Genomic DNA, 20,805 nt, shown 5'->3' on the forward strand with positions numbered 1-20,805 from the left:
TCCGCAGCCTGCCAACCGGCTCCGTGGGCTGATGCGACTCCTTGAAGTGTCACAACTCCACCCCCTCAAGCTGACCTTCTCAAACACGCTCTCAGTCATTTGACCGTTCAGGCTCGTCCGGCTCAGTTCGTGATCGTCCATCCGGGTGGCTCCCAAGGTGGCTCCCAGAAACGGACTTGCCAGTGCCCGCGTGAGCTGCCAATACTCGTCGTGGTGATCCGCTGGCAAGCCCGCCCGCGCACCTGCTTGGTGAGCCTCACGGCAACGCGTCAGGGCACTGACGCAGCGATGGTGTCTTGGAAGTCGGCGGATCGCCAACACGCGGCTTAAAGATCCAGTTCGAGCCGTTCCAGACAGTTCAATGCAGGTCAACGGGCATGCGCGGACTAGCCTGAACGGCTATGGATCATCCTGAACTGCAACCCAGTCGCGTGCACAGGGAGCATCGGATTAGAAGTGGATCGCCATTCCTTGCCCCCATGGCGGTTTGACCTGCGGCAGATCTCTCGCTTCCATACGGCCGAGGGCAGCTCATTCCGATCTGATCATCCCTGGCTCGCAGCTGGGTTCGAGGTGGGACGATCCTTCGGGGATTGGTAGCCGCTGCGACGTCAGAGCTGCTCGCGTTCCCAGGACGGCCCCGCAATGTTCGGCGGCGTAGTCACCCAGCCCTTGACGGAATGCCAAGTGGCGGGCCACTCATGAGGAGGACGCGCCAGGGTCGCGCAGACCTCGCGCGCCAGTTCGGTCGGGCTACGGCCGCGCCAGGGAGTGGCGACGAAGATCTGGTAGTCATCCTCGATCTCCAGCCAGACCTCGAACAGATCAGGATTTCGAGGGACGGCTCTCTTGGCGCTGAGACCGTAAGTCAGCAGTCGGTCATGGTCAATGCTCGTCAGGACCAGCCGCCCCGCGGTGCGCATCGGGGTTTCCCACGAATGATCCGCGGCGACCCGCGCGACCTCCAGCTCGTACTGAGTGGCCAAGAAGCAGGCGCCTCGGTCCGCGGGCACCTCTCTCGACCATTCCCAGCGCACCAGGTCCCCATCACGGGTGATGGTGACGTCCGTGCCTCCGCAGTCGTAGACGCCGCATGCGCCGCAGCGCGCGATCGCGACAGTGTGCGGCCGGGAATCGGCCAGCAGTCGATCGGCAGGGACCAGGACGTCGAACGGATCCATCCCCAGCCCCGCCCCAGCGGAGGTCATCTCAGCTCCGTTGACGTAGACCTGCAGCTGGAATGATTCGCTGCCTGGCCTGCTGGACGCGGGCGCGACCTCCAAACGGAGAAGGTCGACGCCCAGTTCTCCGCCGTTCCCGTTCACACCACTCATGATCCACCATCACGGCATGACCGCCCGCCTTCAGCGATAACCCCTGTGGGGACGTGCAAGCCTGATCATCTACCAGCGATCCGCCTGGGCTCGGGCCACGCAGAGAGACACACGTAATCCGGTGGGCCGGGGCTGAGGAACGAAGCCCCGGACCTTCGATCGCCCCCAACCATGTCCGGCGACCAGCCATGCAGTGGCGATCGTTGGGCTGCATCTGTGCGGTGGCGTGGCAACCCCGGCCGGTCGGTTCGATTGGTACGGCGGGGCCGGCGTGCGGCGCCCGGCCCGGTGTCCCGCCGCCGTCCGGGACCGGCCCCCAGGCCGCACGCCCGGACGGCGGGCGGGCGGAGGGCCGGGGGTACGGCGGCGCGGCGCGCCGCCGCTTGATAGGTATGAGAACAATTCGGCAACTCATCAGGTCCTTGCCTTCGTTTCCCGCAACAATGAGCGCGACCACAGGAACTCTCGTAGACCGCCTAAGGAGCAGAGGTGGCCGAAGACAAGGAACCCCAAGCGATGAGCGAGGATGAGGCCCTGCGGGACGCCCTCTTGTCAAAGGGGTACGATTCAGCGGCGATCGCGAACGAAGGACTGACGATCGCTATGCGTGGCCCCAGGAGCTACCTTCGTACCGAATCATCCATTCCTCGTTCAATGTTCGCTTCCCTGAGAGATCAGCTTGGTTGGGACCATTCCGATCATCCGCAGTACGCAGGCTACATTGCACCCTCGCCTGGCGTTGTTGAGATCGGCCTTGTGAGAGGAATGGGCCTTCCTGGGTTCCCACTTCAAATCTCTCGCATCCTGAGAAACATTGAAACGCAATGCAAGCATGCGATGGACAATTCGTGGCTTCCGATCTTGCAGGATGGGCAAATCGTTCAGAGGATCCGCGATGCGGATGATCAGGGAGCTCGAATTGCGGCGCGGATTCACCTCGCGCGACGGGATGGAAGCGCCTGCATTGAACTATCGAATTGCAGCCCTCTTATTGTTTCATTCATCATGCGTGCACAAGAGAGGCCACGCTTCTCGATCAAACTATATCTTGACAACCGTCAACCAAGAGAAGATTTACTAGAGCAGAGCGATGAGATCCTTCACTCCTTTCTATACGAGCTAAACTCGCGAAATGGAGTCATACTTAGCCCTATACGTTGGCCGATGCAAACAGATGTCGATCCTCCTCGCATGCGTGCCGCGAGGTCAGCCGTTGGATCGGCGAGATTTCCCATCACATCTATAAGTCCAGAGATCTCCGCGCTCTTTGGATTCGCCACGCAAGCCACCGGAAACCCTACTCTAGCCTTTCTCTCCTACTACCAGATCTTGGAATATTTTCTTTTCAGCATGATACGGCGCGCGATAATACGTGACGTACGATCGGAGCTCTTTGACAGGAAGTTCGATGAGAAGCGAGACGCATCAGTCCTGAAGCTTATCGACATCGTTGAAGAAAGTCTTCTAGGGCTTGAGGCCAAGCATCTGCGAACTCTACTGAAGGAAGGCGTCCGAGAAGAGCTCCTCAAGGATTTCCTCGAAAACGGCCCATGGAACGGCCACTTCTCGAACAAGGGACCGATACGCGGAGTAAGAGCCTTAAATGCAAAGGATAAAACTACGAGCATACTCGACCAGGTGGCAGAACGTGTCTATAAGCTCCGCAATCGGATCGTGCATGCGAAAGATGAGCCGAGATACGGAGACTCGAAGGTCCTGATGCCTGAAAGTCGGGAAGCCGATTCCCTGGGTCCCGACGTACAGTTGATCAGATTTCTTGCGATGGAGGTCATCCATGAAAGTCAAGGTCGCTGAACCTATCGCAGCGCCCGAACTGGGTAACAATCCAAATGCAAGAGCCAGCTAAACAGCGGAGCCAAGTACCGCCAATTAGGCCGGCGTTTTTGGTCGAAAACACATATGTAACACGCCGCGGCAGCTCGTCACGCTCCATCTAGTAGCTCTGGGCGACGGTCTCCAAGAGCACGTCGGGCTGTAACGAAGCGCTCATGAAATTCGTCGGCTAGTGCTTCTCGCCGGTAGCGCTGCCGTAGTACACGGTCAAGATCTCCGGCACGGTTGACAAGATCAGTAAGGGAGCGTCGGTCGATGTCGAAGGCGGCCATACCTGCGTTGACAGCTGCATCGAGGTCTCCACGTCGGGCGTGGACTATGCCTAGGTCTATCTGCGCGTCAGCAACGCGCATGGGGGCATTGGAGCTTCCGTCCGGGCGGGTGTGCATTTGGATGGTTTCGCGGGCGTGTTCTTCGGCGCGGTCGTCGTCAGCGAGCCAGGTGTAGCAGGTGGCGGCGTAGAAGACCCACTTGGCGTGGTCGAAGACGAAGTGGTGGTCTGGGTGCTCGGGCATGGGCAGGCTGCTGAGGACTTCGGCTCCGCGTGTCAGGGCGCGGTCGGCTTCGCGGCGATCTCCGATTCGGGCCAGGCCGCGCGCCTCTTGCAAGGTGAGTTGAACCATGGCGCTGCTGGTACCAGCGACAGCCTGGCCCAGGCGGGCGGCGGTGACGACGTCTTCGTAGCGGCCTTCGACGAGGGCGAACCAGGCTGACATCTCGTGTGCCCAGCCCATGAGTTCGCCGTGGCCGACCTGGCGGCCCATCTCGAACGCGGCGCGTCGGGCGGTCTCGGCCTCTTCCCTCTCCCCGAGGTCGTAATGGACGCAGCCCAGCAGAGCGGTGAGCCATCCGGTGATGACGAGCAATTCGCGATGCTGATCAAGGGTGAGGCGTCCGGCAAGCAGGCGGTTGATCTGTGCCAAGCGTTTCTGTGTGCGATCCCTGAGCGTGCCTGCGGGCACGACGGGATAGGCACGGCACAACAGGTCGACGGCTTCTGCAAGGGCTTCCAAGGTGCCGGTTCCGACGTCGGATGCCTGGAGTTGTTGGGCGAGTTCCATCGTCCCGTAGAGATCGGCTTCGGCTCGTAGCGCGTCGGCTGGGATGACGCGAGCCTCGATGAGGCGGCTGTCGTTCTGCCTTCCCTGGAAGAACCCGAGTGCCTCTGGTTCCAGTCCGGTCAGTTGCGTCAGTGCGAGCCGGTAGGGCGTGCGGGGCCATCGGACTTCGCCGGCCTCCCAGCGCCGGACGCGTTCCTCGTCGCAGGTCAGCCGTTCGGCAACGCCGATGGGAGTGGCGTTGATCTGGTCGGCCATCTGGGCGCGGGACAGGTGCTTTTCGTTGCGCCAGGCGCGAAGTCGCACGTTCGGGATGTAGTCGGGCATCTGCGGGTCTTCCTCCCGGCTGGGGGCTCGAAAGGGGAAACAAGGGGGGCCGTTCAGGGGTCCTGCAGAAACACGGTTGCCGGTGGACTTGTCATCAAGCAACCACGGTACGTCACGCGGCCTCCCGCCACAGGGAACGCCGGATGAACGAGGAGATGGCGACGGTGACCCGGCCAGACGAGACAAGCAAGACGTCGTGCTGCCCCGCCTGCCGGGGACGCGGGATCAAGCTGCGTGACTCACGCCGTGCGCTCCTCATCGGCGACGACGACGGAGATCAGACCTTGAGTGAGGAGCGGGAGTGTCTCGACTGCCTCGGAAGCGGCCGGGCCGAAGGGAGCGTGAAATGAATTCGATCATTCAGGCGGTGGACGCGGACTTTCCGCAGAGCCGGGACGAGGGAGCCATGCTCGTCAGGCTACGGGACCGGCTCACGGGCCTCGGCGTGAATGCCGAGCTGCGCGACAACAACAGCGTGCTTCTGGTTCACAAGCCGGTGCATGGGCTGCCGGTGTGGGTGTTCGTCGGGTACGGCGGCGCCTACTACTCCTGGCAGAACGCCGAGAAGCGGCACCCGACCAGCGATCCGGAGGGCGCGGCGAACGTCCTGGCTGAGTACATCGCCAGGTGATGACGGGCATGGCGAGGCAGACGTGATCCCTTCCGGAGGGGGCGAGGGTCACTGCCTTGTCTCGCCGTGCCTCTCCCGGCAGGCAGTTGCAGTGGCATCCCCCGCGGCACCCTTCCCAGCCCGGCCACTGCGCTGCCTGCCGGTTCTTCATGTACGGCTCCCGCTTCGGCGAACCACGTGGACAGCCGGCGGCAAGCCGGATACGCTCAAACTTGGTAAAACAACCTGTCGGCTGTTGGACGGTCATGATGTCGCTAGAGTCCGTGCCGCCTAAGTATGCGCAGCTTGTGCAGACTCTCCAGAGGCGCATCGAGTCGGGAGAGTACCCGCCGGGCACGCTCCTGCCGAGCGAGAACCAGCTCATTCAGGAGTTCAGCGTCTCCCGTCCTACCGTGGTCGCCGCCCTCCGCGTGCTGCGGGAGCAGGGGTGGATCGAGTCCCAGCAGGGCAAGGGCCGTTTTGTACGCGGCCGACCGGCGATGGCTTCTGTCGAGCAGAAGCGGCCGGGACAGGCGTACCTGACCAAGCCGGAGACGGAGTCGGCGGGCGAGGTGGTCGAGGTGGGCGCGGTGACCGCACCGAACCGGATCAGCGCTCTGCTCGATCTTCAGCCCAAGAGCAAGACGTTCGTACGGCGGCGGCTGATCACGCGTGATGGCGAACCGACCGAGCTGGTGTCGCTCTGGCTGCCGTTGGAGCTCTCCGAAGGAACGGATCTCACCAGCGGGGAACCCCTGAGACAGGGCTTCCGCGAACACCTCCAGGCGCGCAAGGGCATCCGCTTCGATCACATCGTGGAACAGATCACCGCCCGCATGCCCTCGGCCGACGAGGCCAAGCAGCTCGCGATGCCGAAGAACCAACCACTCCTGGCCGTCTTCGGCGCGGTCCGCAACGCCTCCGGCCGGCCTCTCACCGTCGTGGAGGTCTTGCTCCCAGCAGACAGGCATGAGCTAGAGGACGCCTACCCCATTTCCTAGCATCCGGGTACTCCATGCGCCCGTTCTGGGGGCGCCGTGCACACCGGCGGATCTTCCTGCCACACATGATTGCTGCGGCTCTTGTACTGATACATGGCGAAGATGACGAAGAGCACCATGCCGAGCACGATGAGCCCATAAAACCAGCTGCCACCCTTGTTGTTCAGCGCCCTGGCAGCGATCAGGCCTACGACGGGTCCTCCGCCTCCGAGTCCGAGCGCCAGGTAGATGAGCACCTGGCCTAGGTCCGCATTCGCCGGTTCGGCTCCCATCAGGGCGAAGCTGTACGCGAAACCCAGCCATCCAAGTACCAGGGTGCCCAGCACCCATACGCCCCCTAAGACCAGCAGCGCCGTGCTCCCTCGCGATCCACTGCTTTCCGGCTCCATGATCGAGAGTATTCGTCCCGGCTTGTCCGAGAAGCAGCACGGCCAGTTCACGATTCCGCACTGAAGCTTCTCTTAGGCACTTGACCTAGCAAGTTTGAGATGCGTAATCTCAGAGCATCAACTTGATAGGTTAAGTGCCTGTCAGTCAAGAGAGGAGAGCCATCATGGCTCTGCAAGGCCCCATTCCCGTCACCTTCGCCATGGTTTTCCCGCACGGCTGCTACGTCGTCGGCGAGGTCGAGCCCGTCAAGGACTTCGACGCCTCGTCCAACGGTCGCTTCGTGCAGGCCCGCGACAAGCAGACCGCAGAGCTGGTCTGGCAAGTCGCGGTCATGGACGGTGACCCGACCCTCAAGCCCGCCCAGAAGACCGTCGCGGTCAAGATCCTGGCCCCGGTCCAGCCGGTACCGCCGCAGCCGATGCCGGGGCTGCCGTTCACACCGGTCGAGTTCGACGGCATGTCCGTCACCCCGTACGTCAACGCCGCCGGACGCCTCGCGTTCTCGATCAAAGTCCACGAGATGCACGCTCCCCGCCAGGCCACCCAACCCGCCCACACGGCTAAGGCCGGAAAGGACGCCGCCTGATGACCCGACGCCGCACCCCGCGCAACAGCGTGATCCGGCTGACCACCGGGCACGCCGCCCGCACCATGAACCACCCGTTCGCCCGCCGTGAGCCCGTCCTGGCGCTCGACTTCGGCGCCACCTCCGTCCTGGTCACCACCAACGGACCCGCGACGGCAGAGGATCTGCAGTTCGCCCGCCAGCTCGCCCAGGCGGCCCACCGCTTCGCCCGCTCCGTCGAGCGCAGCTTCTACGGCCTGCCCGACGGCAAGGGGGTCGCAGCATGAGTCTGCGCCCATACACCTACGTCACCGTGTCCCTGCGACCGGAGTCCACGCCGCACGTCGGCGTCTCCTTCCACACGCCCACCCTCAAGGTCCGCGCCGGTCTCCTGCTCAGTAGTCCGCGCCCGTACCTGGAGCTCTACTCCCACGAGGCGAATGTGCACATCTCCACCACCGGAGCCGGGCCGGTCACCGACGCCGACCTGAACACCGCCCGCGAGATCTTCAACGCCGCTGCCCGCTACCTGGCCGACTGCGAGCAGTTGCACGCCGAACAGGCCGACGACAAGGACGCCACCCCAGAGGCCACCGGCCCGGCGGCCTGACACATGAGGCGGGGCCGCTGGAAGCGGCAACTTCCGGCGGCCCCTCGGTTCTCCCCTGACTCCACATCACGAGAGGTTCCCAGCTTATGTTCAAGCGGCTGCCTGGCGACGAGGCGCGCAACCTCGTCTCCACCACGCCCGACACGGCCGTCGTCTTCCGACCGGCCGTACTCAAGACACCGGCCATCGTCACCTTGCTCGTCTACATCTGGCGCTTCCTGTCCGCCCTCGTCCGCACGACGTGGCGGCACCCGGTCGCCGTCGCTGTACCGGTCACCCTGGGGCTCGCCAGGTACTGGTACGGCTGGCCCGCCACGGCATCCATGCTCGGCTTTGTCGTCCTGTCCCTGCTCTCCTGGGCCTTCACCGAGCCCGACTCCTTCTCCCGCCTCGTCGGCTTCCGCCTGCTGGCCTGGTGGCGGCTGATGTCGATCTACCGCCGACACTGGCAGCCGGTCATGGACGTCTCCGGCCTGGCCAGGCGCGTCAACGGTCGCGTCTACATGCCACGTCTGCTGCGCGTCACCTGCGACGGCTGGGCCGACCGCGTCATCGTCGGGATGCTCTCCGGTCAGGCGGTCAAGGACTGGTCCGACCGCACCGACAACCTCGCCCATGGCTTCGGCACCACCTCGTGCCGGGTCGCGCTCGTCAAGGGCGGCCGACTGCTCCTGACGTTCCCGCGCAGCGATCCACTGGCCGCGCCCATGCCCGCCCTTCCCATCCCGGACGAACCATCGGTCGGGCCGGTCGAGATCGGCAAGCAGGAGGACGGCCGGCCGCTCCGGCTCAAGGTCCACGGAACCCACGTCCTTGTCGCGGGCGCGACCGGGGCCGGCAAGGGCTCCTTCCTGTGGGACACGATCCGCGGCTTGCTCCCCGCGATGCGGGCGGGCCTGGCCGAAGTCTGGGCGCTCGACCCCAAGCTGATGGAACTGTCCTTCGGACGAGAGCTGTTCCAAGGCCGGTACGCCGCCGACCCGGCCGACTGTGCCGACCTGCTGGACGAGGTCGTCAGTGTCATGCAGAAGCGGGCAGCCCGCTTCGCCGGTCTCCAGCGCTCCCACACCCCGACTGTCGAGGACCCGTTCGTCCTGGTCCTCGTGGACGAGGTGGCGTTTCTGACCGCCTACCAGCCTGACAAGCAACTGCGGCAGCGCATCTCCGCCGCCCTGGCCACCCTGGCGACACAGGGCCGTTCGGTCGGCGTCGGCGTCATGGCGGCTCTCCAGGACCCGCGCAAGGAGGTTATGAACATCCGCAACCTGTTCCCGGACAAGATCGCGCTCCGGCTGGACGAGTCCGAGCAGGTGGACATGGTCCTTGGCGACGGTGCACGCGACCGGGGCGCACTCGCCGATCACATCTCACCCATCCCCGAACAAGGGGCCGGCGTCGCGTACATGCGATTGGAGGCCTCGCCCGAACCGATCCGTGTCCGGGCCGCCTATGTCTGCGACGACGACATCCGGCAGATGGTCGCCCTGTTCACCGAGCGAGAGGAGGTTGCATGACCAACCCGCACGACCGCGCACTACCCCGGGCAATTCGGATGGCGATGCCACTGGCCCGGGATGTCGTGGAAGAGGTCGCCAAGCTGCATGGCGTGTGCATCCGGCCTGTCCCGCTCAAGCGGCTCGACACCCACACCGGGCTGTGGGAACTGGTCGATGTCCCGTGCGGTTCTACGCTGGAGGCCAAGTGTCCGCCGTGCGCCAAGCGCAACCGGCAGCTCCGCATCGCCCAGTGCCGCGAGGGCTGGCACCTCGACCACGAACCCGCCATCACACCCGACGAGCCGTCAGACGATCAACGGTGGCTGGTCGAGTTCCGTGCCGATCTCCAGGCCCGGCGTGAGGAGGCTGAACAGCTCGGCGAGGACACCGCCGACTGGGATGCCGCGATCGCCGGTCTGGACGAGGAGATCAACGCGGCCGGGATGCGGGGGAGTGTTCTTGGCCGGACCGCTCCGAAGCGCACCCGCTCGACCCGGCGACGGCAGGACGCGCCGGACCTGCCCAAGCGCAAGTTGGCCGACACCACCCTCGGGCGCACCTTCCAAGCCGCCGACGGCAAGATCTACCGCCCAAGCCTGTTCGTCACGCTCACCTTGCCCTCGTACGGCAAGGTCCGTGACGGGGTGCCGGTCGATCCGGACACCTACGACTACGCGCGGGCCGCTCGCGATGCGCTGCACTTCTCCAAGCTCGTGGACCGGTTCGTGCAGAACCTGCGCCGCGTCGCGGGCTACGACGTGCAGTACTTCGGCACTGTCGAACCACAGCAGCGGCTCGCCCCGCACCTGCACATCGCTATCCGCGGGACGCTGCCCCGCGCCGAACTCAAGCAGATCATCGCCGCGACCTACCACCAGGTCTGGTGGCCACCGACCGACGAAGTCCGCTTCGACGGCGATCACCTGCCCATCTGGCAGGACAGGGCCGGCTACCTCGACCCCGACACGGGTGAGGTGCTGCCCACCTGGGACCAAGCCCTCGACCAGCTCGACGCCGACGAGGACGCCGAGCCCCTGCACATGGTCCGCTTCGGCCAGCAGCACAACATCCAAAGCGTCCTGGCGGGAACGCCCGCCGCTGGCAAGTGGCTGGGCTACCTCACCAAGTACCTGACCAAGAGCCTGGCCGACCCCCTCGACCACGCCGCCGACAACCCGGCCCGCCGCGAGCACGCCGCCCGCCTCATCGAGGCCCTGCGCACCGAACCGTGCTCACCTACCTGCGCCAACTGGCTGCGCTACGGCATCCAGCCCAAGAACGCCAAACCCGGCATGGCTCCGGGCCGCTGCCACGGCAAGGCCCACAAGCCCGACCACCTCGGCTACGCCGGACGCCGCGTCCTGGTCTCCCGCAAGTGGTCCAACAAGACCCTCGCCGAACACAAGCAGGACCGCCGAACCTGGGTCCTGGAAGCCCTCGGCCAGAGCGACGAGACACCAGACCCACACCGCTACGTCTGGAAGCCGGTCCCGGCCGGAGACGCCAACGTGCCCCCGCTCACGGTCCGGCTTCTTCGGACGGTGGCCGAACGCCAACGATGGCGCGCCCACATGGCCCAACTTCAGGCCCAAGCAGATGGCCAAAATCTTTCGGCAACCGAGGGGAGGGCGGCATGACCAGACTCCTCGTCACGCCCATCGAAGCCGCCCAGACGCTCGGCGTAGGCCGGACCAAGCTCTACGAACTCATGGCATCGGGTGCACTTCGCTCGGTCAAGATCGGCCGCGCCCGTCGCATCCCCCTCGAAGCCCTGACCGCATTCGTGTCGGCAATCACAGAGGAGCGAGCAGCATGACCAGTCGTCGGCGTTCACAGGGTGAGGGTTCCGTGTTCCAGCGCAAGGATGGCCGCTGGCAGGGCGCCATTGACCTCGGCTGGCTCGACGGCAAGCGGAACCGCAAAACGGTCTACGGCAAGACGGAGCGCGAACTCCTCGAAAAGCTCGCGGCTCTGCGGGACGCTCAGCGTAAGGGGCAGAACCTCGCGGCTCGGCCGCGGAGCTTCGCCGAATGGCTGGACGAGTGGATCGAGATGAAGACCCGCCAGGGCACCAGGCCTCTGACGCTCCGCGGCTACCGGCAACTCATCGCCGACCACATCAAGCCCGTCCTCGGCAAGAAGAAGCTCGACAAGCTCTCACCGACCGACGTACGTCGGCTCATCGAGGCCAAGGCGGACTCGGGCCTCAAGGCAGCCACAGTCAAGCAGATCCACGGGCTGATCAGGAACGCGCTCGCCGATGCGGAGCGGGAAGAGCTGGTGCATCGCAACGTGGCCAAGCTGGTCAAGCCTCCATCCATTCGACGAGAGGAGGCACGGGTCCTGACGATCGAGGAGGCCAAGAAGCTGCTGAACGAGATCAAGGAGGACCGGCTTGAAGCGTTCTGGATCTGCGCTCTCACCCTCGGTCTGCGGCGCGGCGAACTGCTCGGTCTCCGCTGGACCGACATCGATTTCGGCAACGGGCACCTCACCGTACGGCAGACCCTCCAGCGGGCGGACGGAAGCCTTCAACTCGTCGATCCCAAGACCGACCGCTCCAGACGTACCGTTCCCGTTCCGGAACCGACCCTCGCCGCGCTCCGTAAGCACAGGCGCGCACAGGCCGCCGAACAACTGGCGGCGGGGGAGCGGTGGATGGACCATGGGCTCGTCTTCGCCACGTCAATCGGCACGCCGCTGGAGCCGGGAAACTTGAGCGCCCGGTGGCGCAGGGCAAGGGCAAGGGCCGGCCTCGACTGGCTGCGGCTGCATGACCTGCGCCATGCCTGCGCCTCGTATCTCCTGGCATGCGGTGCCTCGCCTCGGACGGTCATGAAGACGCTGGGCCACAGCCAGATCGCCCTGACCATGAACACCTACGCTCACGTGCTTCCCGACATCGAACGGGCGGCGGTCGACGCGGTCGCCAAGCAGCTCTTCGGATGACCGAGGGCCGGGCTCCCATCAGCGGGAATCCGGCCCTCTTGGCTGTAAAAGCTGGCTGTACGACCTCGCCAAACAAGATCGAGCCGAAGTGTTCGAGCTGGTAGGGCGCCCGGGGCTCGAACCCGGAACCTACGGATTAAAAGTCCGCAGCTCTGCCAATTGAGCTAACGCCCCTCGCACGAGCAAGGGTACAGAGATTACCGCCCCGCCCGCGACGCATCCATCACCGGTAAGCGGGCAGCCCCGTCAGAGCCTCCCCCAGCACCAGTGTGTGAATCTCCTGGGTCCCCTCGTACGTCAGCACAGACTCCAGATTGTTCATGTGCCTGATCACAGGGTACTCCAGGGTGATCCCGTTTCCCCCCAGGATGGAACGGGCCTGCCGGGCGATGTCCAGGGCGGCCCGTACGTTGGCCAGCTTGCCGAAGCTGATCTGCCGGGGCTCCAGGCGTCCCTCGTCCTTCAGTGCGCCCAGGTGCAGGGCCGTGAGCTGGGCCTGGGCGGCGCCGACGTACATCCAGGCCAGTTTCTCCTGGGTGAGCTGGAACGCGCCGATCGGCTTGTCGAACTGGACGCGGGTCTTCGCGTAGTCGACCGCCGACTCAAGGCAGGCGCGGGCGGCCCCGACGACCCCCCAGAGGATGCCGAAGCGGGCCTCGGACAGGCACGACAGCGGCCCCTTGAGTCCGGTGACGCCGGGCAGCACGGCGGAGGCGGGCAGGCGGACGTCGTCGAAGTACAGGGACGAGGTGACCGAGGCCCTCAGGGACAGCTTCTTGTGGATCTCAGGGGCGGAGAAGCCCGGCGTGGAGGTGGGGACGACGAAGCCGCGGACGCCCTCGTCCGTCTGCGCCCACACCACGGCGACGTCCGCGATCGAGCCGTTGGTGATCCACATCTTGGAGCCGTTGAGCACCCAGTCGGAGCCGTCCCGCTTGGCGTACGTGCGCATGTTGGCGGGGTCGGACCCGTGGTCCGGCTCGGTCAGGCCGAAGCAGCCGATCGCCGTGCCGGCCGCCATGCGCGGGAGCCATTCCTCCTTCTGCTCGTCGGAGCCGTACCGCCAGATGGGGAACATCGCCAGCGAGCCCTGCACCGACACGAACGAGCGCAGGCCCGAGTCGCCCGCCTCCAGCTCGCGGCAGGCCACGCCGTAGGAGGTCGCGTCGGTGCCGGCGCACCCGTACCCCTCCAGGTGCATGCCCAGCAGCCCGAGCGAGCCGAGCTCCGGCGCGAGCTCGCGCGCCGGGAAGACGGCCTCCTCGAACCAGTCGCCCACGTGCGGAAGGACGCGGTCGGAGACGAAGGACCTGACCGTGTCGCGGATCAGCCGCTGGTCGCCGTTGAGGCGGTCGTCGAGGCGCAGCAGATCGTCCATGGCGGGTCCTCTCCTCGCGTAAGGGGTTACCAGGGTTCTACCAGGGACAATCCTGATGTGCTAACACCGGCCCCAGGGGCAGTCTTGAGACATGAACGAATACAGCGAGCACAACGTCAAGAAGCTCCGTCGCACCAACAAGGGCCGGATGATCGCGGGCGTCTGCTCGGGCATCGGTGAGTACGTCGGCATCGACGCGAACCTGATCAGGGTCGGCCTCGCCATCGCCACCCTGTTCGGCGGGGTCGGCGTCGGCCTGTACGCGATCGGCTGGCTCCTGCTGCCGGACGAGGAGCGGGACACCTCGATCGTCCAGGACCTGATCAGCAAGCAGCAGCAGCAGCGGAACGCCACCGACTGGACCGGCGAGCACAAGCCGCAGCAGTGATCAGGCCGGCGCCTGGGCGGGCAGCTCCTGGGCATCACGGTCGTCCCGGGACTCGGTCCACATCAGGGCGAGCACGGCCGCCGCGATCACTCCGGTGATGCCGGAGAGCGCGACCACCAGCTCAGGACCGAGTCTCTCCGCCGCGAACCCGCCGACCAGGATCCCGATCCCCTGCACGGCCATCAACCCCGACTGCACCAGCCCGAACGCCTGGCCGCGCCGCTCCGGCGGCACGTTCTGGACGAAGGCCGCGTTCGCCGCGAGCTGGTACGCCCCACCGATCCCCGACAGAACCCACGCCGCCAGCACCACCGCGAGCGGCGGCCGAAGCGCCGTCACGGCCAGGGGCGCGCAGCTCAGCATGGCCATCCACCCCATCAGCCGCAGCCGCCGCGCCGGGGTCACGAACCTGCTGAACAGGAACGCGCCCACCACCGTGCCCGTGGGCATCGCGGCCATCAGCAGACCGGTGATCACGGGCACCGGCAACGACCCCGTGGCGAGTTCGGCGGCATAGGGCACGGCGATGCCCTCAGGAAGGATGTAGAAGCCGCACAACCAGGCGAACAGGACAAGTGTTCGCAGCCTGCGCGAGCCGAAGACGAGTTGGGCTCCCGCCCTGGTCATCGCCCACATGGACGGCTTCGCGCCGTCCTGGCGGGCGGCCGGCCGCGGGCGTACCCCGGAGACCAGGATCAGGGCCGAGGCGAGGAACGTGGCCGCGTCGAGCGCGAGCGCCCGGTAGGGGCCCAGGGTGGCGATCATCGCTCCGCCCGCAGCGAAACCCAGCATCTGTACGGCCTGGTTCGTCATGTTCTGCAACGCCGAGCCGACGACGTACCGGTCGCCTTCGAGCACCTCGGGCAGCAGCGCCGCGCGCGCCGCCGAGAACGGGGCGCTGAGCAGCACCACGAAGAACACCAGCACGCACAACGCCCAGAACGGCATCACCGGCAGCGCCATCACGCCGACCAGCACCGCCCGGACGACGTCGCAGGTCATCATGACGCCCCGGCGCGCGAACCGGTCGGCCAGCCCCGCCAGCAGCGGCCCGCCGACGATCGACGGAAGGTACGTCAGCGCGTAGACGGCCGCGGTGGCCAGGGGCGACCCGGTGCGGGAGTAGACGAGGACGGCGAGCGCCACCTGGGCGAGCTGGTCACCGAGGAGGGAGAGGCCCTGGCCGTACCAGAGTGCCCGGAACTCCCGGATGGCGATGACCTCGCCGTAGGTGGCCTGGTCTGTCTCGGCACGGCGATGCCGTCCCGGCGGCCTACCTGCCTGCATGGCCCCCATTGGACTCCGCTGCGCCTGACTCACCGTGTTCGCTATGTGACCTAAGGTGCCCGATCATGAGGCAAGGCGCAACCCAAAGAAGTCAACGAGCTGCAAAGGGTCACCAGCCCAGTTCGTGAAGTCTGTCATCACTGATCCCGAAATGGTGTCCCACCTCATGGACAACGGTGATGCGCACCTCGTTAACGACTTCCTCTTCTGTCTTGCATATCTGACATATGGGATTGCGGTAGATCTCGATCCGGTCGGGCAGGACACCTGAGTACCAGTCGCCGCGCTCCGTGAGGGGGACACCGGTGTACAGGCCGAGCAGGTGGGGCTCTGGCGGATCATCGACGACCGTGACGACGACGTTGCTCATGACGCGGGTGAGCTCGGCGGGGATCGTGTCCAAAGCCTCGGCCACGAGTTCCTCGAACTTCTCCCGCGAAACCTCGATCACGCATGCCATTCTGCCCTGTCAGTCAGGTATGCAAGAAACTGTATGAAGTTCGTTGACAGGTCGAAAGCAGTCATTCGGTCACGCGCAACGAGGGCCGTGGCGGTGCTCGTGGTGGCCGCCGCCGGCGCCTGGCTGGGCATCTTCCTGAGCGGCACCGTGCACGCCCAGGTCGGCCCCGTCGAGACGGGCATGTCGCTCAGACCCGCCTGGAACGGCGAGACGGTCGTCGACGCCAGCCCCCTCGGCACGCTGACCTTCCGAACCCACGACGCCCCGCTCAGGCTCCGCATCACCCTGGAGAACATCGACCAGGAGCGTGCCAAGGCGCTCATCGAGGACCCCAAACTGGCCGACCGCCTGCCGGGCCTCATCGAGAGCGACCTTCTGGACGGTGTGCGCGCCCTGGCGATCCGCAGCATGCTCTGTGCCGGGGCGGGGGCGCTGATCGCCGTCCTGATGGTCTACAGGCGGCCCAAGACGGCTCTGGTGGGGCTTCTGGCGGCCTCTGTGGGGCTTGCGGCCACCGGGGCGCTGGCCGCCCTCACGTTCCGTCCCAGCTCGCTCGTGGAGCCGCGCTACTCGGGTCTGGTCGCCGCGGCGCCGTCGCTGGTGGGCAGCGCGGAGTCGATCGTGACGAAGTTCGAGTCGTACCGGTCGCAGCTCACCAAGCTCGTCACGAACGTCTCGAAGCTGTACGACACCGTCTCGACCCTGCCGCTGTACGACGCCGACCCCAATTCCATCCGGGTCCTGCACGTCTCGGACATCCACATCAACCCCATCGCCTGGAACGTCATCCGCTCGCTCAAGGACCAGTTCGCCGTCGACATGATCATCGACACCGGCGACATCTCCGACCACGGGACCAAACCGGAGAACAAGTTCGTCGACGAGATCAGCCGCCTCGGGGTGCCGTACGTGTACGTACGGGGCAACCACGACTCGATGATCACTCAGCGAGCCGTCGAGAGGCAGAAGAACGCCGTGGTCCTGGACGACAGGGTGGAGAAGGTCGCCGGCCTGCGCATCTACGGCCTGGGCGACCCACGGTTCACCCCCGACAAATCGGTGGCCGTCGACTCCGACCCGGACGCGCTCGAACAATTCGCCCGCTCGCACCTGCCCAAGGTGGACAAGGCGGACCTGGTGGCCGTCCACGACCCCGTCGTCGGCCGCGGCTTCAGCGGGGCGGCGCCCATGATCCTGGCCGGTCACACGCATGACCGGTCGACGTCCATGCTGCCGTCCGGCACCCGCATGCTCGTCCAGGGCTCGACCGGCGGCGCCGGCCTGCGGGCGCTCGAACACGCCCAGCCCACGCCCGTACAGGCCTCGGTCCTGTACTTCGACCGGGAGACACGCCGCCTGCGCGCCTGGGACGACATCACGCTGGGCGGCCTGGGGGAGCAGTCGGTGTACATCCAGCGTCACGTGGAGGCCGACCCACAACGTATGATTTCTCCGGAGCCAACGAACGCCCCGTCTCCAACGGGAACGGTCACTGGCACCGCGTCACCGACCGCCGGTCAGCCGCTTTGGCATCAAGGGCAATCGTCCCCTATGCTTCAGAGGTCTCCGACGGAAGGCGACAGGGAATCCTGAGCCCCCATCGTCTAGCGGCCTAGGACACCGCCCTTTCAAGGCGGCGGCACGGGTTCGAATCCCGTTGGGGGCACTTGCGAGCGCCTGGCGCACCGCGAACCGGCTGGTCGAAAGGCCACCGGAAAGCTGGTAAGCTAAGCGAGCGCAAACAGAAAGAAACGCAACAAAAGCAAGGTCCTGTAGAGCAGTTTGGAGTGCTCGCCACCCTGTCAAGGTGGAGGTCGCGGGTTCAAGTCCCGTCAGGACCGCTCTGGGTCAGGTAGCTCAGTTGGTACGAGCGTCCGCCTGAAAAGCGGAAGGTCGGCAGTTCGACCCTGCCCCTGACCACCAGCTTTGAACATCAAGAAAGCCCTGAAGCATTTTCGCTTCGGGGCTTTCTTGTTCCTGTGACAGTAACGTCGCCGCCTCTGCTGATCCAGTCCATGGCAGGCTGATTCTCGTGCGGTTACTTCCTTGGCCCGTGGCGAAAGATCTGGATCACGGCACCGTATTGCCCAAGGCGCTTCACACCGTTCGCGCCGTCGACACCGCCACGATGATCGAGTTGCTGGGTGAGACCTCAGGGGCTGCAAAACCGCAGGCCATCGAGATTCTGGCTGCTCACCTTGCTCCAGGAGGGACCCACTATGTGATCCCCTGGCCGCGCAGGTCGTGGGAAGCGCCCGTCGAGGGCTGTGTCTCTGCGGTCATGCTGCTGAGAATGAGCGATGGTGCGCTCATCATGAGGGGGCTTCACGAGCAGGTCCCCCTCCTGCGTTTCCAGCAGCTTCCCAAGACGATGTCATCGTGGGAGGAGTATCGGACTGCGCGACGCGCGAGAGGGATCAGGCGGGACTTGCATGTGTGGTCCCGTGATCATCGGCATGACCACAGCTGCAAGCACCCGCACTGCCTTGAAGAACGTGCGGGGCATTGCTCCTGCTTCACGTTCCTGGAAGACCTGCGGACAGCACGTGACAGGCCCGCCGGGCTGGAACGTGGTTCGGCGCAGGAGGCCATAAGGCTCCTGATGGCGAGTGGGTTCATTGAGATCCGAGCCCGAAGCCACCTCGTCGAGCACGCCTTGGCTGATAGAGAAACGGATGCGGCACTGAGGCATCTGAAGCAGATGCGCATGATTGCGAACCTGTGTCACAACCTTCCGCAGAACTTCTTCCCCAAGAGGGCCAAGGCCCGTGAGCGGCTGGCGATCGAGAGCCTCCGATTCCACTTGCGGGAACTCGATCCTGACGATCGTGCTGCTCAGTGGGTCGTGCGGCAGTTGGAGGCCCAGGGATTCGACTACGTTCGCGTACTCCGAGATCGGATCAAATGGAGGCACACCCGATAGCGGGGCCACCGAGGCCGCCGTCCAGCGGCGTGCCGCATTGTCGACCAGTCGGGGCATGGCGTGGCGGGGTCAAGGGCGGAAGAGGGTGTTGAGGGTGTTGAACTCGAGGGAGTCGGTGAGGGTGTTGTAGGTGCCGGTGGTGAGGAGTTCTTCGGCGGCTTTGCGGGCGGCGGTGTAGGCGGTTTGGGCGAGGGCGGTGCCGAGGCTGATTCGGCGTACGCCGGCCTGGGTGAGTTCGGCGACGGCGGGGCCGCCGGCGACAGCCATCGCGTTGACCGGGAGCGGGGACTCGGCGCAGAGGGTGGCCAGCGCGTCGAGGTCGAGGAGGCCGGGGACGAAGATGCCGTCGGCGCCGGCCTCGGCGTACGCCGTCGTGCGCTTGAGCACTTCGTCCAGGCGGCCGGCGGAGGGGCCGATGGCGAAGAGGAAGACGTCGGTGCGGGCGTTGACGAAGAGTTCGGGGAGGCCCGCTGCGGCCGCCGCCTGCCGGGCGGCGTGCAGTCTGGCGGTCTGGTCGGCGAGGTCGAACAGCGGGCCGCCGACGGCCTGGGAGTCCTCCAGGTTGACGCCCACCGCGCCCGCTCCGGCCACGGCTCGGACGGTGTGCGCGACGTCCTCGGGGGCGGGGCCGTAGCCGCCCTCGATGTCGACCGTCACGGGGAGGTCCACGGTGTGCACGATGCGCCGGGCGGCGTGCAGCGTCTCGTCGCGGGTGAGGTGCTGGCCGTCGCCGCGGCCGAGGGACCAGGAGACGCCGCCGCTGGTCGTGGCGATGGCTGTGGCGCCGGCTGCGGCGATCACGGCGGCGCTGGCGGCGTCCCAGGCGTTGGGGAGGATCAGTACGGAGTCGGCGTGGAGCTTTCTGAACAGATCAGCCTTTTTCGTCGTCGCCGCATCGGTGGAGGGGAAGTTGTCCACAGACATGTGGGTGACCGCTTTCGGGGTGTTCGGAATCCGGCACCATGGCTCGGTGGGCGCCTGGTCCGGGATGTTGCCGGGCCGCGAGGTAGGCGTCCATTGATTAAGCTCTGACCGAATCGTGGACCCGCGGGAGGCGGCATGAAGGCACGGCTGGCCTTTTCGGTGAACGATCTGGCCGAGACCCGGTTCGCCGTCTCGGCCATGTGGGAGGTCGTCACGAGTTGCCGGGCGCTGGCCGGGGCCACGGTGCCCGATCCTCATCGTGGGTGGGCCGGGCAGGTGGGTCCCCGGCTCGCGGCGGCGGGGCTCGATCGTGGCTGGCTGGCCGACATGGTGGCGCCCGTCGGTCATTTCCCGGACTTCCTCAATCCGACGACCGCGTCCCACGAGCTGCCCGACGAGCTGGCGGCCATCGAGGCCACCGACCCCGAGCAGGTACGGCGCGACCTCGACCTGTTGTCCACCGAGCGGGACGGCCGGTTATCGCCCCGGTTGCGGAACCTGCACCGCAATCCCCGGGCGTATCTGCCCAAGGTCGTCGCGGAGATCGAGACCTACTGGGAGCTCGCGATCGCGCCCTATTGGGCGCGCATCCGGTCGGTGCTGGACGCGGACGTCTTCCACCGGGGGCGCCAGGTGGCCGAGCACGGCACGGCGCGCACGCTGGACCAGCTCCACCACACCGTGCGCTGGGACAGCGGCGGCCTCCAGCTGGCGCAACGGCACTGTGCGATCACCAGGATCGAGACCGGTGCGGGGCTGCTTCTCGTGCCGTCGGTCTTCGCGTGGCCGCGGGTGCTGACGCGGTCCGTCGCGTCCGAGCCGCCTCAGCTCGCCTACCCGGCGCGTGGCATCGGCGCGTTGTGGGAGTCGCGCAGGCATGCGCCCATGGACGCGCTCGCCGCGGTGATCGGCCGTTCCCGGGCGTTGATCCTGGCCGAGCTCGACTCGCCGGCCTCGACCACCGAGCTCGCCGAGCGGTCGGGGATGTCCGCGGCGGGGGTGTCGCAGCATCTCACCGCGCTGCGGGCCGCCGGGCTGACCAGCACACATCGGGCGGGCCGCACGGTGTTCTACGCCCGCACGGGCCTCGCGGACGCCCTGCTCACGGCTCAGGTGTGAATCGCGGGCCTTGTGAGGGGGCTCTGGTGGGGGTGGGGCGGCTGGTCGCCGCATCTGCGGCTGTTCGCTGCATTGGCGCGGTTGCGATTGATCGGCGGGTGGTTTGGGTGACAGGCCGGACGGGGGCGTGTT

At 66.2% G+C, this 20,805-nt stretch carries 21 protein-coding genes and 4 tRNA genes; 17 read left to right on the forward strand and 8 right to left on the reverse strand.

Going from position 1 to position 20,805, the window contains the following annotated elements; translation table 11 throughout:
* Positions 1 to 611: 611 nt before the first annotated feature.
* Positions 612 to 1,334, reverse strand: coding sequence for a hypothetical protein (locus ACIBQ6_RS48675; protein WP_397219361.1), 723 nt, complete (start codon positions 1,332 to 1,334; stop codon positions 612 to 614).
* Between the two features lie 489 nt (positions 1,335 to 1,823).
* Here ACIBQ6_RS48675 and ACIBQ6_RS48680 point away from each other — a divergent pair, with 489 nt between their 5' ends.
* Complete coding sequence (locus tag ACIBQ6_RS48680; RefSeq protein ID WP_397219362.1) at positions 1,824 to 3,149, forward strand: hypothetical protein; 1,326 nt, start codon at positions 1,824 to 1,826, stop codon at positions 3,147 to 3,149.
* Between the two features lie 128 nt (positions 3,150 to 3,277).
* Here the strand turns inward: ACIBQ6_RS48680 and ACIBQ6_RS48685 are convergent, their stop codons facing one another.
* Complete coding sequence (locus ACIBQ6_RS48685; protein ID WP_397219363.1) at positions 3,278 to 4,573, reverse strand: hypothetical protein; 1,296 nt, start codon at positions 4,571 to 4,573, stop codon at positions 3,278 to 3,280.
* Between the two features lie 346 nt (positions 4,574 to 4,919).
* On the opposite strand from ACIBQ6_RS48685, the gene ACIBQ6_RS48690 reads away from it, so the two are divergent.
* Together ACIBQ6_RS48690 and ACIBQ6_RS48695 are read left to right on the forward strand one after the other, a co-directional pair.
* Positions 4,920 to 5,204, forward strand: a complete 285-nt coding sequence (locus ACIBQ6_RS48690) for a hypothetical protein (protein ID WP_397219364.1) — start codon at positions 4,920 to 4,922, stop codon at positions 5,202 to 5,204.
* A 245-nt stretch (positions 5,205 to 5,449) separates the two neighbouring features.
* Complete coding sequence (locus tag ACIBQ6_RS48695) at positions 5,450 to 6,184, forward strand: GntR family transcriptional regulator (protein ID WP_397219365.1); 735 nt, start codon at positions 5,450 to 5,452, stop codon at positions 6,182 to 6,184.
* On the opposite strand, the gene ACIBQ6_RS48700 is transcribed toward ACIBQ6_RS48695, so the two are convergent.
* Complete coding sequence (locus ACIBQ6_RS48700; RefSeq protein WP_397219366.1) at positions 6,181 to 6,573, reverse strand: hypothetical protein; 393 nt, start codon at positions 6,571 to 6,573, stop codon at positions 6,181 to 6,183. The genes ACIBQ6_RS48695 and ACIBQ6_RS48700 overlap by 4 nt on opposite strands.
* Before the next feature lie 164 nt (positions 6,574 to 6,737).
* Here ACIBQ6_RS48700 and ACIBQ6_RS48705 point away from each other — a divergent pair, with 164 nt between their 5' ends.
* The 7 genes from ACIBQ6_RS48705 to ACIBQ6_RS48735 all read left to right on the forward strand — a co-directional run bounded on the left by ACIBQ6_RS48705 (position 6,738) and on the right by ACIBQ6_RS48735 (position 12,194).
* Positions 6,738 to 7,160 carry a plasmid replication, integration and excision activator gene (locus tag ACIBQ6_RS48705; protein ID WP_397219367.1) on the forward strand — a complete coding sequence of 141 codons (423 nt, stop codon included), beginning with the start codon at positions 6,738 to 6,740 and terminating at the stop codon, positions 7,158 to 7,160.
* Complete coding sequence (locus ACIBQ6_RS48710) at positions 7,160 to 7,426, forward strand: hypothetical protein (protein WP_397219368.1); 267 nt, start codon at positions 7,160 to 7,162, stop codon at positions 7,424 to 7,426. The genes ACIBQ6_RS48705 and ACIBQ6_RS48710 overlap by 1 nt, the downstream gene beginning before the upstream one ends.
* Positions 7,423 to 7,749 (forward strand): hypothetical protein, encoded by a 327-nt coding sequence (locus ACIBQ6_RS48715; RefSeq protein WP_397219369.1) that lies wholly within the window; start codon positions 7,423 to 7,425, stop codon positions 7,747 to 7,749. The genes ACIBQ6_RS48710 and ACIBQ6_RS48715 overlap by 4 nt, the downstream gene beginning before the upstream one ends.
* Positions 7,750 to 7,835: 86 nt before the next feature.
* Positions 7,836 to 9,263 carry an FtsK/SpoIIIE domain-containing protein gene (locus tag ACIBQ6_RS48720; protein WP_397219370.1) on the forward strand — a complete coding sequence of 476 codons (1,428 nt, stop codon included), beginning with the start codon at positions 7,836 to 7,838 and terminating at the stop codon, positions 9,261 to 9,263.
* Positions 9,260 to 10,882: a replication initiator gene (locus ACIBQ6_RS48725; protein WP_397219371.1), complete on the forward strand. Its 1,623-nt coding sequence runs from the start codon at positions 9,260 to 9,262 to the stop codon at positions 10,880 to 10,882. Before ACIBQ6_RS48720 ends, ACIBQ6_RS48725 begins: the two co-directional genes overlap by 4 nt.
* Positions 10,879 to 11,061 carry a helix-turn-helix domain-containing protein gene (locus tag ACIBQ6_RS48730; protein ID WP_397219372.1) on the forward strand — a complete coding sequence of 61 codons (183 nt, stop codon included), beginning with the start codon at positions 10,879 to 10,881 and terminating at the stop codon, positions 11,059 to 11,061. The genes ACIBQ6_RS48725 and ACIBQ6_RS48730 overlap by 4 nt, the downstream gene beginning before the upstream one ends.
* 32 nt (positions 11,062 to 11,093) lie before the next feature.
* On the forward strand, positions 11,094 to 12,194 hold the full coding sequence (locus tag ACIBQ6_RS48735; RefSeq protein ID WP_397219373.1) for a tyrosine-type recombinase/integrase: 1,101 nt from the start codon (positions 11,094 to 11,096) through the stop codon (positions 12,192 to 12,194).
* Between the two features lie 98 nt (positions 12,195 to 12,292).
* Here the strand turns inward: ACIBQ6_RS48735 and ACIBQ6_RS48740 are convergent.
* Positions 12,293 to 12,368 (reverse strand) — tRNA-Lys (locus ACIBQ6_RS48740).
* 49 nt (positions 12,369 to 12,417) lie between these two features.
* Positions 12,418 to 13,572: an acyl-CoA dehydrogenase family protein gene (locus tag ACIBQ6_RS48745; RefSeq protein ID WP_358296770.1), complete on the reverse strand. Its 1,155-nt coding sequence runs from the start codon at positions 13,570 to 13,572 to the stop codon at positions 12,418 to 12,420.
* Positions 13,573 to 13,663: 91 nt separating this feature from the next.
* Between ACIBQ6_RS48745 and ACIBQ6_RS48750 the strand changes: the two genes are divergently transcribed.
* The gene (locus ACIBQ6_RS48750) at positions 13,664 to 13,960 is read left to right on the forward strand and encodes a PspC domain-containing protein (protein WP_358296772.1); all 297 of its coding nucleotides are present in this window, start codon (positions 13,664 to 13,666) and stop codon (positions 13,958 to 13,960) included.
* On the opposite strand, the gene ACIBQ6_RS48755 is transcribed toward ACIBQ6_RS48750, so the two are convergent.
* Together ACIBQ6_RS48755 and ACIBQ6_RS48760 are read right to left on the reverse strand one after the other, a co-directional pair.
* On the reverse strand, positions 13,961 to 15,247 hold the full coding sequence (locus ACIBQ6_RS48755; RefSeq protein ID WP_358296775.1) for an MFS transporter: 1,287 nt from the start codon (positions 15,245 to 15,247) through the stop codon (positions 13,961 to 13,963).
* 109 nt (positions 15,248 to 15,356) lie between these two features.
* A complete protein-coding gene (locus ACIBQ6_RS48760; RefSeq protein WP_387681579.1) occupies positions 15,357 to 15,707 on the reverse strand; it encodes a metallopeptidase family protein in 351 nt (116 codons plus the stop codon).
* Between the two features lie 87 nt (positions 15,708 to 15,794).
* Here ACIBQ6_RS48760 and ACIBQ6_RS48765 point away from each other — a divergent pair, with 87 nt between their 5' ends.
* From ACIBQ6_RS48765 to ACIBQ6_RS48785, 5 genes are all read left to right on the forward strand, one after another.
* A complete protein-coding gene (locus tag ACIBQ6_RS48765) occupies positions 15,795 to 17,300 on the forward strand; it encodes a metallophosphoesterase (protein WP_397219374.1) in 1,506 nt (501 codons plus the stop codon).
* Positions 17,301 to 17,373: transfer RNA gene (locus tag ACIBQ6_RS48770), tRNA-Glu, on the forward strand.
* A gap of 100 nt (positions 17,374 to 17,473) precedes the next feature.
* A tRNA-Asp gene (locus ACIBQ6_RS48775) sits at positions 17,474 to 17,548 on the forward strand.
* 5 nt (positions 17,549 to 17,553) lie between these two features.
* Positions 17,554 to 17,630 (forward strand) — tRNA-Phe (locus ACIBQ6_RS48780).
* A gap of 130 nt (positions 17,631 to 17,760) precedes the next feature.
* Positions 17,761 to 18,630, forward strand: coding sequence for a hypothetical protein (locus ACIBQ6_RS48785; RefSeq protein WP_397219375.1), 870 nt, complete (start codon positions 17,761 to 17,763; stop codon positions 18,628 to 18,630).
* 69 nt (positions 18,631 to 18,699) lie between these two features.
* Here ACIBQ6_RS48785 and ACIBQ6_RS48790 read toward each other — a convergent pair whose 3' ends face one another.
* A complete protein-coding gene (locus tag ACIBQ6_RS48790) occupies positions 18,700 to 19,554 on the reverse strand; it encodes an isocitrate lyase/phosphoenolpyruvate mutase family protein (RefSeq protein WP_397219376.1) in 855 nt (284 codons plus the stop codon).
* A gap of 135 nt (positions 19,555 to 19,689) precedes the next feature.
* On the opposite strand from ACIBQ6_RS48790, the gene ACIBQ6_RS48795 reads away from it, so the two are divergent.
* Positions 19,690 to 20,673 (forward strand): DUF5937 family protein, encoded by a 984-nt coding sequence (locus ACIBQ6_RS48795; RefSeq protein WP_397219377.1) that lies wholly within the window; start codon positions 19,690 to 19,692, stop codon positions 20,671 to 20,673.
* Positions 20,674 to 20,805 lie beyond the last annotated feature (132 nt).

The organism is Nonomuraea sp. NPDC049655 (genome assembly GCF_044465465.1).
GTDB lineage: Bacteria > Actinomycetota > Actinomycetes > Streptosporangiales > Streptosporangiaceae > Nonomuraea.